At 62.2% G+C, this 13700-nt stretch carries 10 protein-coding genes and 5 pseudogenes; 7 read left to right on the top strand and 8 right to left on the bottom strand.

What is annotated here, in order from left to right:
• Positions 1–94: 94 nt before the first annotated feature.
• Positions 95–870: pseudogene (locus ABIB28_RS03170) on the bottom strand (IS3 family transposase); the annotation flags it as partial.
• Positions 871–1283: 413 nt separating this feature from the next.
• On the opposite strand from ABIB28_RS03170, the gene ABIB28_RS03165 reads away from it, so the two are divergent.
• From ABIB28_RS03165 to ABIB28_RS03155, 3 genes are read left to right on the top strand one after another with little or no spacing between them, the layout of a single operon-like run.
• Complete coding sequence (locus ABIB28_RS03165; RefSeq protein ID WP_354286304.1) at positions 1284–1796, top strand: DUF3489 domain-containing protein; 513 nt, start codon at positions 1284–1286, stop codon at positions 1794–1796.
• Between the two features lie 14 nt (positions 1797–1810).
• Positions 1811–2215: a DUF2924 domain-containing protein gene (locus ABIB28_RS03160; protein ID WP_354286302.1), complete on the top strand. Its 405-nt coding sequence runs from the start codon at positions 1811–1813 to the stop codon at positions 2213–2215.
• Complete coding sequence (locus ABIB28_RS03155) at positions 2212–3876, top strand: recombinase family protein (protein WP_354286300.1); 1665 nt, start codon at positions 2212–2214, stop codon at positions 3874–3876. Before ABIB28_RS03160 ends, ABIB28_RS03155 begins: the two co-directional genes overlap by 4 nt.
• 156 nt (positions 3877–4032) lie before the next feature.
• Here ABIB28_RS03155 and ABIB28_RS03150 read toward each other — a convergent pair whose 3' ends face one another.
• Together ABIB28_RS03150 and ABIB28_RS03145 are read right to left on the bottom strand one after the other, a co-directional pair.
• Positions 4033–5139, bottom strand: a complete 1107-nt coding sequence (locus tag ABIB28_RS03150; RefSeq protein ID WP_354286298.1) for a restriction endonuclease, SacI family — start codon at positions 5137–5139, stop codon at positions 4033–4035.
• Positions 5140–5382 carry a helix-turn-helix domain-containing protein gene (locus ABIB28_RS03145; RefSeq protein ID WP_354286296.1) on the bottom strand — a complete coding sequence of 81 codons (243 nt, stop codon included), beginning with the start codon at positions 5380–5382 and terminating at the stop codon, positions 5140–5142.
• Between the two features lie 72 nt (positions 5383–5454).
• On the opposite strand from ABIB28_RS03145, the gene ABIB28_RS03140 reads away from it, so the two are divergent.
• The gene (locus ABIB28_RS03140) at positions 5455–6672 is read left to right on the top strand and encodes a DNA cytosine methyltransferase (protein WP_354286294.1); all 1218 of its coding nucleotides are present in this window, start codon (positions 5455–5457) and stop codon (positions 6670–6672) included.
• A gap of 257 nt (positions 6673–6929) precedes the next feature.
• On the opposite strand, the gene ABIB28_RS03135 is transcribed toward ABIB28_RS03140, so the two are convergent.
• Positions 6930–7343, bottom strand: a complete 414-nt coding sequence (locus ABIB28_RS03135; RefSeq protein WP_354286292.1) for a BLUF domain-containing protein — start codon at positions 7341–7343, stop codon at positions 6930–6932.
• 236 nt (positions 7344–7579) lie between these two features.
• Between ABIB28_RS03135 and ABIB28_RS03130 the strand changes: the two are divergent.
• From ABIB28_RS03130 to ABIB28_RS03120, 3 pseudogenes are all read left to right on the top strand, one after another.
• A pseudogene (locus tag ABIB28_RS03130) lies at positions 7580–8167 on the top strand (tyrosine-type recombinase/integrase); the annotation flags it as partial.
• Between the two features lie 61 nt (positions 8168–8228).
• Positions 8229–8334, top strand: a pseudogene (locus tag ABIB28_RS03125) (transposase); the annotation flags it as partial.
• A gap of 36 nt (positions 8335–8370) precedes the next feature.
• Positions 8371–9087: pseudogene (locus ABIB28_RS03120) on the top strand (IS3 family transposase); the annotation flags it as partial.
• 19 nt (positions 9088–9106) lie between these two features.
• On the opposite strand, the pseudogene ABIB28_RS03115 reads toward ABIB28_RS03120, so the two are convergent.
• From ABIB28_RS03115 to ABIB28_RS03100, 4 genes and pseudogenes are all read right to left on the bottom strand, one after another.
• Positions 9107–9217 (bottom strand): annotated as a pseudogene (locus ABIB28_RS03115) (IS6 family transposase); the annotation flags it as partial.
• Between the two features lie 529 nt (positions 9218–9746).
• Positions 9747–10406 (bottom strand): glutathione S-transferase family protein, encoded by a 660-nt coding sequence (locus ABIB28_RS03110; RefSeq protein WP_354286290.1) that lies wholly within the window; start codon positions 10404–10406, stop codon positions 9747–9749.
• A gap of 14 nt (positions 10407–10420) precedes the next feature.
• Positions 10421–12778, bottom strand: coding sequence for a TonB-dependent receptor (locus ABIB28_RS03105; protein WP_354286288.1), 2358 nt, complete (start codon positions 12776–12778; stop codon positions 10421–10423).
• Positions 12779–12839: 61 nt separating this feature from the next.
• Positions 12840–13676: a fumarylacetoacetate hydrolase family protein gene (locus ABIB28_RS03100; RefSeq protein WP_354286286.1), complete on the bottom strand. Its 837-nt coding sequence runs from the start codon at positions 13674–13676 to the stop codon at positions 12840–12842.
• Positions 13677–13700: the final 24 nt, after the last annotated feature.

Raw genomic sequence — 13700 nt, 5'->3', positions numbered from 1 at the left:
CCCCGACTTCATCATCCACCGCGCCGCTCCGCCGAAAGGCACAAGCATCGCAGCATCACCGTCAGCCGCAAGGCGGCCTATGCGCCACGCTTACGGCGAGCACATCTTCATGTTTGAGCTGACGAGCAACAACCAGCGCCAGGCACTCCCGACTGGCCTCGTCGATGATGGTCAGGATACGGAACTTGCGACCATCATGCGTGCGGCCTTCGACGAAGTCGTACGCCCACACATGCCCCGGATATTCCGGTCGAAGCCGGATGCACGATCCGTCGTTCAACCAAAGCCGCCCACGCTTTGGCTGACGTTGCGGGACTTTGAGCCCTTCGCGCCGCCAGATCCGCTCGACCCGTTTATGGTTCACCGTCCAGCCCGCATGGCAGAGCAACGCTGTCACCCGGCGATAGCCGTAGCGGCCATATTGCTTCGCCAGCGCGATAATGTCTTCCGATAGCGCCTGTTCGTCATCCGCCCCGCGCGGCACCTTGCGCTGCGTCGATCGATGCTGGCCCAGCACCCGGCACATCCGTCGCTCGGACACCGGAAGCTTTCGTTGCACATGATCGATACAGCGCCTTCGCCGCGCGGGGCTCAGAAGTTTCCCCGGGCTGCCTCCTGCAAAATCAGCTTGTCCAGCGTCAGGTCCGATATCGCCCTTCGAAGCCGAAGGTTCTCCTTCTCCAGATCCTTCATCCGCCGGGCCTGGTCAGTCTTCAGACCGCCATACTCCTTGCGCCAGCGATAATATGTCTGCTCGCTGAGCGCTATCCGCCGACATGCTTCCGCAGTCGATGACCCCTGTGCCAGCACAATCTCAACTTCACGCAGCTTCCCGATGATCTCTTCCGGCTTGTGCTTCTTGCTCGGCATTCGTCGTCCCTTTCGTGGTCCAGACTATCATAGTCTCTGGGCCACTCAGCGGGGGGCAGATCATGCCGTCGATGTCAGTGAGGGTATACCCCTGATGTTTTGCATAGATTGGACACGGATTGTGTCTCATCAGGGCAATTTCCATGCTTTTTCTGCAGTACGTCGGCCGGTTTAGAACCTGATAGGACAGAAATGACATCGATCGGGCTGCCATGGTACTGATCCCGGACCGAAAATCCGCCGACGATGGTCACGTCGTGACAAACCATTCGACTTTCGCTGCAACCAGAGCGAACACCATAGTCGTTGAGTCGCAGCCCGAGGGCGCGCGACCTGCCCTGCCGATGTGATCGGGCGGGGCTGAGGCTGGTGGAAGCGGTGCTGATGCCGCTCTCCAACACGGAGACCAGCCAATGACGAAGTTAAATGATATTCAGAGCATCCTACTGTCCACCGCAGGCCAGCGCGACAACGGCAGCGTGTACCCGCTGCCCGACACGCTGGCGAACGCGGACGACCGCGCAAGCAAAGCAATTGCGGCGCTGATCAAGCGCAGCCTTATGGAAGATCGCGAAACTGACGATGCGGTAAGCGTCGCCCGCGAGGACGGTGATCTGCGCTACGGCGTCTTCATCACTCCGGCGGGGCTCGCGGCGATCGGCCTGGGTGAAGGGGAGGGGGCTGGTTCGGACGTCACGCCGCCGATGCTCGCGCAGCCCAAGCCCGAACGCCAGACCAAGGCGGCTATGGTAATTGCGCTGCTCCAGCTTGAGGAAGGCGCAACGCTTGCAGAGCTGATCGCCGCGACCGGCTGGCTGCCCCATACGACGCGGGCGGCGCTGACCGGCCTGCGCAAGAAAGGGCGTACAATCGAGCGAAGCAAGCGCGACGACGCGACCTGCTACCGCATCGTGGCGGCGGGTTGACCATGGCTATGACCATGGAAGAACAGATCGCCCGGCTGACGACGCTGTCTTCAGCCGACCTGCGCGAAACGTGGACGCGGCTAACCGCGTCACTAGTGCCGCGGATCAGCCCAAGCCTGCTGCGAATGGCGCTGGCATACGAGATCCAGGCCCGCGCGTTCGGCGGGCTGTCGCGCGAGACCACCCGCAAGCTCGATCAGCTGGCGGCGGCCAAGACCAAGACCAGCGCGGTGTCGCCGGGCATGCGGCTGGTGCGCGAGTGGGGCGGCAAGGCACATGTGGTGACCATCGGTGAGGACAAGGTGATCCGCTGGAACGAGCGCGAGTGGCAAAGCCTGTCGCAGGTAGCCCGCGAGATTACCGGCACTCGCTGGTCGGGGCCCGCGTTCTTCGGCCTCAAGCGGAAGCTGGCGGCATGAAACAGATCCGCTGTGCCATCTATACCCGCAAGTCGAGCGAGGAGGGGTTGGAACAGGCGTTCAACTCGCTTGACGCGCAGCGCGAAGCGTGTGCCGCGTACATCAAGAGCCAAGCCAGCGAAGGCTGGGTAGCGTCTCCGGACATCTATGACGATGGCGGCCTATCGGGTGGCACGCTCGAGCGTCCGGCGCTCCAACGACTCCTGACCGAGGTGAAAGCGGGCCGGGTCGATATCATCGTCGTGTACAAGGTCGATCGGCTGACACGCTCGCTGCTCGACTTCTCGCGTTTGGTCGAAGCGTTCGACGCGGCAGGTACGTCGTTCGTCTCGGTGACTCAGTCGTTCAACACCACCACCAGCATGGGGCGGCTTACCCTCAACATGCTGCTCAGCTTCGCGCAGTTCGAGCGCGAGGTCACCGCCGAGCGCATCCGCGACAAGATCGCTGCGTCCAAGGCTAAAGGCATGTGGATGGGCGGGACCCCGCCGCTCGGATATGCCCCCAATGGTCGCAGCCTCACCGTCGTCGAGCCGCATGCAAAACTCATCCGAACGATTTTTGACTTATATATCGAGCGTCGCAATGTGCGGTCGGTCGCCGAGCAGCTCGAGCGCGACGGACACCGCTCGCCGGTCCGAACGACAGGCACTGGAAGAACCCATGGCGGTGTGCCGCTTAGCCGGGGTCAGATCTACTCGATCCTCAAATGCGGCATCTATATCGGGGAGGTCCACCATAAGGGACAAATCTATCCGGGCCTGCACGATGCGATCATCACACGCGAGACCTGGGACGCCGCCCGGGCAATCCTCGCCGGCAATTTGCAGGGTGAACGCAGCGGCGTTCGTGCCGCGCACCCGGCCATGCTCGCGGGCAAGCTGGTCGATGAGCAAGGCGAGCCGCTGATCTCAACGCATGCCACTAAGGGCAAGGTGCGCTACCGCTATTACACTAGTCGCACACTGCACGATCGCACCGGCGACGGCGGCATGCGGATCCCCGCGCGCGAGATCGAAGCCGTGGTGTTGAAGCGCCTCGCGGCACTGTTCCACGACGGACTGGCACTAAGCGCCAAAGTAGGGCTGATCGTCACGCCCAGCGACATCGCCACCCTTATGGCGCGGTCGGTCGAGGTGGGGGCGGAGGTCGCGATGCGGCGCTCCGCGCTGTTTCAGGATCTGGTGCAGCAGGTGCGCTTCCATCGCAGCAGTATCGAGATTGACGGCTCCGCCAGCGTCCTCGCTGAGGCGATCGGCGCACAACGCGAGGACGACAGCTCGGAGGTGTTCACGCTAACCGCAGACGTCAGGCTGACGCGGACGGGCAGGGCGATGCGCCTGATCGGACAGGACGGTGCTGCCATTGTCTCACCGCCAAACCTCTCGCTGATCAAGCTGGTGCTGAAAGCGTGGCGTTGGTGGGCTCGGCTGCGAGTGGGTGACGTGGACATCAAGACGCTCGGCGAGATCGAGGGGGTGCAGCCGGCGTACATCACACGCGTGCTGCGGCTCGCGTTTTTGGCGCCGGCGGTTGTCGACGCAATCCTCACCGGCCCGCTGCTGCCGGGTGTCGATGGATCGAGCCTAACGGCCACTGCCGCGATCGATCCGCTCTGGGTGATGCAGCGGCTACGCATGCTGCCGGCGAGTCGGGCGTGAGCCAAGTGCGATGTTGCCGTCTTCTTTGGTTGCCACGCCAAGCCAAGCGAACGTGAGTTGAGGCTACGAGAGCCTCAATCGCGTCGCTCGAAAGGGGACGCGTGTCGTGTCCTCAGCCATAACGTCGCTACCATCTTAGGTTAGAAACAGACGTGATCAGTTTTGCTGGCCGGCCCTCACGCCCACGAGCGTGTTCCACAACGCAAGAGCTTCAGGTGACGCTTCCGCTTCGATGAGGCGCTGCTCGATCCGGGACGGGAGTCGGGAAGCGCCGACCAGCGTAGCGAGAGGCGCCCAGTGCAGTACTTGCTGCACGAGACTGTTCCAGTCGCTATAAACGGTTACGGCGACTCCGCGCTCGGCGGCCCAAGCGCGTGTCTCGGCCAACAAAGTAATTGGAGGGCTGGGTGCGATCGCAACCATCACCGCTTCATCAACTTCGGCGAGCACGCATTTACCGACCAGCAGATAGAGATCCTCGCGCGTGACCGGCTTATCGCGCACCTCAAACGCACGCTCCCAACCCGTTTCTTCCTTCCGGCGGACGTTTACATCAGCTGGAATGGTACGCGACGGATCATTAACTCGCCGCGCATCGACCCGGTCTTCGCCAGCAAATACGTCCATCAGTCCGGCAACAACTGCTTGTGCAACGCGGCCGCCCTCAGAACCTGTCTCGACAAGGGTCACGATCGCGGTGATCAGGTCGGGCACGCTGATGGTAAGCCGATCTGCGATTGAGCGCGAGTAGCGGGTGCCAAAACGCCGTCGTACATCGATGAACGCCCGCATCGCTTGGCGCGCCTGTTCTTCCGATGCCGCCTGCAGTCGGTCCAGGATGTCACACAGCAAATTGAGCACGCCGCGCGCCGTGCTGCGCACCGGTGCTTCGCGGGTCAGCCGCTCAATCCGGAAATAGGGCTGATTGTTGAGGGGCTCACGACCACTCACCCCCAGGCTTATATCCAGCTCGGGTGCGTTGGGCACCAGCACACCGTGACAGAGACCACGTGCCGAATAGGCCTTTGGCCCGGCCGACTTCTTGACCGCAAACACATCGATTGTCGGATCGACACACTTGGCGAGAATGGCTGTGCCTAGAAAAGCGATATGGGTCAGACTGGTAGCGGTCGCGGCTTCGCTTAGCTCTTCGATTGGACGCGCCCAACTTTGGTCAATGTGTCCCGCGGCCGATTTGGCCGCTTCCTCATACAGCACCCCACGCGCGATGCGCTTATCGATGTCAGCCTTCGCAACAACCATTTACCCCGCCTCGCGCATCGCAGGCGCAGGGGATTCCAGTTCGAGCAGGTCACCAGGTTCGCATCCTAGCGCGAGGCAAATCCGCTCGATCGCTTCGATCGTTGCGTTATAGCTCGGTCGAGTTGCTATGGATTCCACACTGGCGCGCGACAGCCCGGTCAGCTCCGCCAGCTGGGCGTAGGTCAACGGCGCGCCAAAGCGCTGCCTGTATACCGCCATCTGTTCCCGCAGCCGAATTTTCATCTTGTATTGACAATACAATGAGGTTGGATATGCCGATTGCACCCTAGCGTTATTTGTAGAAGAATCGAGCTTATGAAAGCGATCAGCCTATTTACCGGTGTCGGCGGTCTGGACTTTGGGTTCGAGGCTGCAGGGTTCGACACCGCGGTCGCTATTGAAATTGACCGGGCTTGCTGTGAAGCTTTGCGCTCAAATCGCGACTGGCCGGTGATCGAGGACGATATCCATGCGGTCACGACGGAGCGATTGCTGGAGACGGCTAGCCTTAAGATCGGGGAGGTGGACATACTGATCGGTGGACCGCCGTGTCAGCCATTCTCCAAGTCGGGCTATTGGGTGACAGGTGACGCGAAGCGGCTGGGTGATGCACGCGCAGACACGTTGTCGGCCTATCTACGCGTGCTTGAAGATACACAGCCCAGGGCGTTCCTACTCGAAAATGTCTCCGGGCTCGCTTACCGCGGCAAGGATGAGGGGCTCAACCGCATCCTCGGCGGCGTTGCGGCAATCAACCAACGCACGGGTAGCAACTATAAAACAGTCTGGAAGGTGTTAAACGCCGCGTCGTTCGGTGTCCCCCAGCTACGCGAACGCGTGTTCATCGTCGGCAGCCGTGACGGAACGGAGTTTCGCTTCCCAGATGCCACGCACGGCGAGCAGGGCGCGTTGCTCCCCAATGAGCAGCCGTATCGCACGACTTGGGACGCGATCGGCGACCTGCCAGACCTCCCCAACGACGAAGCGCTTGTCGCGGGTGGGAAATGGGCAAAGCTGCTGCCGACAATTCCCGAGGGTGCGAACTATCTATGGCACACCAAGCGGGGTGGGGGGCTGCCACTGTTCGGCTGGCGCACCCGTTACTGGAACTTCCTGCTCAAGCTCGCCAAGGACCGTCCTTCCTGGACGATACAGGCGCAACCCGGATCCGCGACTGGTCCTTTCCATTGGGCTAGTCGGAAGCTTTCCGCGCGCGAACTAGCGCGGCTGCAGACTTTCCCGGACGGGCTAGTGTTCGACGCCAGCCGCAATGAGATACAGCGCATGCTTGGCAATGCTGTCCCCTCTTTGCTCGGCGAGGTATTGGCGCGCGCTATTGCGGTGCAGCTGCTAGGGCGGCGGCGATACGGTAAGCCGCCACGACTCATGCCGCCAGTTCGCCCCGACATGCCCGCACCCGAATTCGTTCAGGCAGTCGATCGGTCGTATCTGGCATTGATTGACGATCATGATGATCATCCCGGCACGGGGCTTGGGCGCCGGGCGCAACTGCGAACTTCAAAGGCAGCTTAAAAATTCGATGCGCACGAGCGGTCCGCGGCTGGCTAGACCCATTTCTGCCCACTCCCGATCCAGCTTTGCGTTCTCAACTTCGATCACTTGTTCATCTCTCCCTTTTAGGAGGTCCGAAAGTCAGCGGACCTCGCCGGGGAGTGGTCGATTGTGCGAAGGTCGGCATTTAAATGAGCAGATTGGTTTAGCCGCAGTCATTTCCCGTCGCTGATCGGTACCTATCGATTAAGGGTAACGTCAGGCAGGCACGGTCACGATCAAACAACAGGCGTTGTGCGTTCGCGCGCGATGGTGGCGATCCGCTCAAAAATCTCGCGCAGCGCGCTAGCAGGTGCCGCCTCGACCGCGCCGGCCTGAACCTCAGCCGGTGACCAGGCCATCGACGGCATTTCGTCATCAAGCATGCTCCACTCGGGAAACATCCGCGTCTCAACATTATCGGACAGCAACAATCGGACACTAGAATGGCGATCATCGCGCAGAATGCGGGCGTAAAGCGCGTCGATTGCCGGGGCCGCCCCTTCGATAAGCTGAAGATACAGATCGTGGCGGCAAATCAGCGCGCCTGTCACGTCGTCCCGCGCATTGTTACGCCGCGCACCTACCAAAATCCCGGCGAGCATCGCGCGGTCGAACCCGAACGGATTCGAGCAATAGATTAATTGTTTCACGGCACGATCTCCTGTCGGCGTCGAGATGACACGCTACGCGATCCAAGACGGTGCAGATAGCCGTTGGCCAACGGCGCTCGAACTTGGGTTTTGAAATGGCGGTTTCTGGCGCCGTACCGGTCCGTTGGCTTTCGGCTGACAGGACCCAGTGCACGAAGCCGCTGCGCGGCAGTGGTGTTGGCGGTGAGGTAGCGCGTCTGCGCTGAGGTTTGGCCCTGCGGAGGCAGTGGCGGACGATGGAGTTCCTTGAACGAGAGGAACTCATCATGGCGACTCAACCGATCGACCCACCCGTCACCCCGCTGCGTCAGCGCATGCTCGACGACATGGCGATGCGTGCGATGCGCGCGCGGACCCAGCACGATTATGTCCGCGACGTCCGTGCCTTCGCAGCGTTCCTCGGGCGCTCGCCCGATACCGCGACCGCGGAGGACGTGCGCCGCTTCCAGCTTCATCAGCGCGAACACGGTGTCGGCGAGTCCACGATCAACGGCTCGGTGTCGGCACTGCGCTTTCTGTTCGACGTGACGCTCGAGCGACCCGACCTGTCGCGGCGGCTGGTGCTCGCGCATCGTCCCAGGAAGCTGCCCGACGTGCTGAGCGTCGATGAGGTGGCCAGGCTGCTCGAGGCGGCACCGGGCATCAAATACCGCACGGCGCTGGGCGTTGCCTATGGCGCCGGCCTGCGCGTGTCGGAGGTGGCGCATCTCAAGGCCGACGATATCGACAGCAAGCGCATGCTGATCCGGATCGAGGAGGGCAAGGGGCGCATGGACCGCAACGCCATGCTGTCGCCGCAACTGCTCGAGCTGCTGTGGCTGTGGTGGCGCGAGGGCAAGCGGCGCAGCGTCCTATCGCCGCGTCGGTGCCGATCGCCAGCAGGTTATGACGCTGGCGACAGACGAGTTCATCCGCCGCTTCCTGCTCCACGTCCTGCCGCGCGGGTTCCACCGCATCCGCCACTACGGCCTGCTCGCCGGCGCCACCCGCAAGGCCCATCTCGAACACGCCCGGCAGTTGCTTGGCTTACCGACGGCTGCACATCCTGCTCCGCCGTGACGGCATCACGATCAACCGCAAGAAGACCCGGCGGCTCTACCGCGAGGAGGGGCTGACGGTCAGGGGCAGGAAGGGACGCAAGCGCGCCGTGGGCGCGCGGGCACCGGCACCGGTGTTGGTTCTTCCCCACCAGCGCTGGAGCCTGGACTTCGTCCACGACCAGCTCGTCACCGGGCGGCGGTTCCGCGTGCTCAACATCGTCGACGATGTGACGCGCGAGTGTCTGGCGGCAGTGGTCGACACGTCGATCTCGGGCCGACGGGTCGTGCGCGAGCTGGAAAGTCTGATTGCCAGGCGCGGAGCGCCGAAGATGATCGTCAGCGATAACGGCACCGAGCTCACCTCGAACGCGGTGCTGGCCTGGTCCGGCGACGTCGGCATCGAGTGGCATTATATCGCGCCGGGCAAGCCAACGCAGAACGGGTTCGTCGAGAGTTTTAATGGTCGCATGCGCGACGAGCTTCTCAACGAGACGCTGTTCTTCACGATCGGTCAGGCCCGCGCAATCCTTGCTGGCTGGGCTCACGACTACAATACCGAGCGGCCGCACTCATCGCTCGGCTACGCCACACCGGCAGCGTTCGCTGCCGAACTCGAACAGCAACGGGCGGAGCTAATCCCGCCCGTTGCATCACCCGCGCTCATGCGCGACAACATTGGTCGGTCTCTGGTTGCGGCTGGATGAAAGACGGGGGTCACGTCACCCCGAACCGCCCCCACCATTGCCTCACTGTCTCATGGCAAATATCGAACCCGCGCTCGAACAGAAGATCCTCGACGTTGCGGAGCGACAGCGGGAACCGGACATACATCATCACGACCAGTCGGATCACCTGGGGTGACGAGTTGAACCGGCGGAACGGGCTGAGGGGCAGGGCTCTCGATTTGCGTCTCATTGGGCCACGGTAGCGAACGCCTCGTTGGTCTGACAGGGCCGCCAGCAGCCGTGATGATGGCTGCATCAGTAGGCCTGACACACGGAAGCACCTGAACCTGCGCGATCAAATCTCTCGAATACCCCCTTGTATCCGACGGGGCGTCCACACACGGACATACATCATCACGACCAGTCAGATCACATCGGGTGACGAGTTAAAGCGGCGGAACGGGCTAGGGGGCAGGGCTCTCGATTTGCGGCTCATTGGGCCACGATAGCGAGCGCCTCGTTGGTCTGACAGAGCCCGCCGTAGACATACGCGCTTGGCTTGCGCCTGCGCGTGAACGCCGCGCGGTCGGAGCCCGGTTGCATCGTCCTATATTGCCCTTAGTCCACTCCAGCGTGTTTGATCAGAACGTGCCACTGACGCTCTCGCCCATCTGTTGGATTGTCCGTCAGCCCTGAGATCAGACGAACATCGCTAAAATCCCGGCCTCGGTCGGCGGGCGGGGGATTGAGAAGGTGATCGGCTTCCAATCGGCCGCGGCTGGCCGTTCCAGGCAGCGGTCGAGCCAGGCGGCGACCTTTGGATAGTCCGCCAACGGCACGCCCGTGATCGGGATCAGCGTCATCACCGCGCTTACGTTGAGGTCGGCCACGGTGAAACGCTCGCCGAGCAGATAGGGCAGCATGGCGAGGTGCGATTCCATTACCCTCAACGGACGATCCAGCTTCCGACACGCGAGTGCGGCCTGATCGGCATCGCGGCCCCCTTCTGCGAACAACATCAGATTGGCGGCGGCGAGCAGCAAAGGTTTTTCAACCTCCGTCGCGACCCAGAAACTCCACTGCGTCGCCAGCGCCTCCTCGGCGACGTCGGCGGGGGCGAGCGGGCCACCATAGCGACGCGCGAGATACAGGTTGATCGCCAGTGATTCGAACAGGGTCAGGTCTCCATCAACCAAGGCGGGTACGCGGCCGTTGGGGTTGATAGCGAGATGCTGTGGCGTCCTCGTCGCGCCGCCGCGAAAGTCGGTCGGGACATGCTCGAACGGCAGGCCAAGTTCCTTGAGCATCCACATCACCCTGTGCGCTCGGGAGAAGGGATGGCCGTGCAACGTGATCATCGCAGTATCCCCTCTCAGAAACGGAACCCGGCGCGCGCGCCGAAGGTGCGCGGCGCGCGCAGGATCACCACCGGCACGCCGATCGCGGGTTGCACGAAGCTCGATGCCTTTACAGCCTGATTCTCGATATTGTCGACATATGCCCCGACCGAGAAACGATCGCCTGGCGCACGGTAGGTTAGCGAAGCGTAGGATACCATCGACGTGCCCTGGAATTCGCCGGAGAGAAATTCCTCCCCAACATAGAAAGACGATTGCACCTTGGTGCCAACGATCGCCTCGACCTTGGCCTGGTTGGCGATTTCGAACGTGCGCTGATAGCTGGCGTTGAGCGTCCAGCGCGGGGTTTGCGGCAGCACCTGCCCGGCGCAATCGACAGTCGCAGTACGCGCTCCAGTAATTGAAGTCGCGACGGTCTGCGGGCACGTCACCGCAGCCTTAGTGGCCGTCGCGCTCAGCAGCGGCACGCTATACAGGAACGTATCATACTTGCTCTTCACATATTGTAGGTTGACGCTCAAACGATCGGCGCGGGTAGGCCGCCAGATCAAATCCGCCTCTGCACCATAGATCGTCGCTTTTCCCGCGTTTTCGGTAATGATCCCATAGCCTTCGGGCAGCACCGGACCGAGATGGCTGACCTGCTTGTCGGTATATTTCCAGTAGAAGGCCTCGGCATTAAACTGAAGCGTATTGCCGAAGAACCGGTTCTTAGACCCGAGCGTCAGAGCGAAGATCTTCTCCGGGCGAAACGTGTTTGGCGGCAGCGACGGATAGAAACCGCCCGCCTTGAAGCCTTGCTCGGCGCTGGCGTAAATCAGCGAATTGGGTCCGGCATCGAACTCGACCCCGCCCTTCCACGTGACCTTCTTATAATGCACGCGCCCGGCGAAAGGTCCGGTGCACGTGCCGGCCGCCACGTTAAGCGTCGCCGCCGGGGCCGGGCACACCGCGTTGTAGAATACAATCGCAGGTGCCGGGAAGCCGGTCGGCACGGGCGGCAGGTCGCTAATGTTCTGTCCCGTCTGCGACTTGGTCTCGTCGGTGTAGCGAACGCCGCCGGTCACTCGGAAGCGGGACGTCAGCGGCACTGTCACCTGTCCGAACCCCGCCGCGCTGTCGACGGGCAGGGCGGAGGCAATGGTGATGGTGCGCGCGATGCCCTGCCTGGCATCGGAGTAGAGCGAGGATGCGTCGTGGAAGTAATAACCGCCGACCACCCACTTGATCGGCGATCGGTTGGCGGAGGACAGCCGCACCTCCACCGTTTCCTGTTCGGAACGTTCGGTCGAGATCAGGGGAAAGCCGCCGACATAATGTTTGAAGTCGTTCGCCGTGTTGCGATACGCCGGAAGGACGGTGAGGTTGCCGAAGCCGAGATTGTAATTGATCGTCGCCGATATGCCCCACGACTTGACATTGGTGTAACCATCGGTGCCGAACGGCGGCAGGAAGTTGGGGTTGGCACCGCCGGTAATTCCAAGCGATGCCCCGCGCAGCAGTGCCTGCGATTCAGGTGAGGTCGCGCCGCGATACGGATCGGACGGCACAAGAAATCCGCCCGGAGCAAACACCCCGCCCGGACCTTTGCCGCCCTGATGGATATAATCGGCCGCCAGATTGATGCTCAGCGCGCCTGTGGGCTTGAACAGCAATTGTCCGCGAATCGCTTGGCCTTTATCGTCGAGATACCCGTCGGACAGGTAACCGCCGCGGCTGATCGCCTGTCCGGCGATGCGCAAAGCCACGTCCTCGCCCAGCGGCAGGTTGATCATCGCCGAACCGCGAATTAGACCGAAATTGCCCGCTTCAATGTCGCCCGCGGCATGAATACCGGATATGACTGGCTTGGCAGAAATTACGTTGATCGCGCCGCCTGTCGCGTTGCGCCCGTAGAGCGTGCCCTGCGGCCCCTTCAACACCTCGACTCGCTCAAGATCGAAGAACAGGCCGTTGGGTGCGGCAGAGCGCGCGAGATAGACGCCGTCATAATTGATCGCGACCGCAGGTTCGGAATAGAGGAACGGCGCGAAATTGCCGACGCCGCGGATCGTCACCTGCGTGCCGCCGCCGCCGAGCGGTGCGAGCTGGAGCGCGGGCACCAGCTTGGTCAGGTCGGACGGCTGGCTGATACCGGCGTTTCTGAGCGCCGCCGCATCCACCGCGCTGACCGCGAGCGCGGTCTTCTGGAGGTTTTCCGAGCGGCGCTGAGCCGTCACAACGATATCGGCGATTCCGGTATCGGCTGCTGCTGCTTGCGGTTCAGGGGTTTGGGCGTGCGGGGATGTCAGGGCGGCTTGCTGCGCGGTCGCCGGCGCGGCTAGCGCCATCATGCTCGTCGTCGTCAGCGATAATGCGATGAACCTCATCATAAATCCTCTCCTGTTTTTATCAGCGTCTTTGACGCTTGGTTTATGCTTTTTGACGCTGCGTTTATGGCTCGTCGGCAACTGGGTTGGTGAGAGTGCCGATCGGCCCGATCGCGACCTCGACCTTGTCGCCCGCTTTCATCCACAGAGGCGGCGTGCGCTTGGAGCCGACCCCGCCCGGCGTGCCGGTGGCAATCACATCGCCCGGTGCGAGCGGGGTAAAGGCGGAGATGTAGGCGATTATCTTGGCCAGCGAAAAGATCATGTCGCTGATCGGCTGATCCTGCACCACGTCGCCGTTCAGTGTCGTCACGACATGGACGTCGGCGAGATTCCCGGCTTCGTCCGGTGTTACGAGCTGCGGACCAAGCGCGCCGGTGCCGGGAAAGTTCTTGCCGGGCGCGAATTGCGTTGTGTGCCACTGCCAGTCGCGTACCGAGGCGTCATTGAAACAGGCGAAGCCCGCGATGTGCGAAAGCGCTTCGGCCTCCGAAATGGCCCGGCCACCAGTGCCGATGACTATCGCCAGTTCACCCTCGAAATCGAGGTCGGTCGAGACTTTGGGGCGGATAATCGGTTCGCCGTGCGCTATCAGTGTATCGGCGAAACGCGTGAAGATCGAGGGATTATCGACCTTTGCGCGGCCCGTCTCCTGCCGGTGGCTCTCGTAATTGTGTCCGACGCACAGAATCTTGCCGGGATTGGGCAGCACCGGCAGCAGCGCCACCTCGGTCAACGCGACGTGCGTGTTAGAGGTCAGCGTCGCCAAAGTGCCGGCGGTTATCGCAGCCTTTAGATCGGCGGGAGCACCTGGTGCGGCGCCAAGATCCACGATCCGGTCACCATCAAGCCTGCCGTAGCTGGCAACGCCGTCGGCGCGACGGAAGCTTACGAATGCCATCGGGCGTCTCCATGGGTGGAACTA

It is taken from the genome of Sphingomonas sp. UYEF23 (genome assembly GCF_040546165.1).
Lineage (GTDB): Bacteria > Pseudomonadota > Alphaproteobacteria > Sphingomonadales > Sphingomonadaceae > Sphingomonas > Sphingomonas glacialis.
The sequence above is the reverse complement of the archived record's forward strand: the minus strand, read 5'-3'. Positions and strand labels throughout refer to the sequence as shown.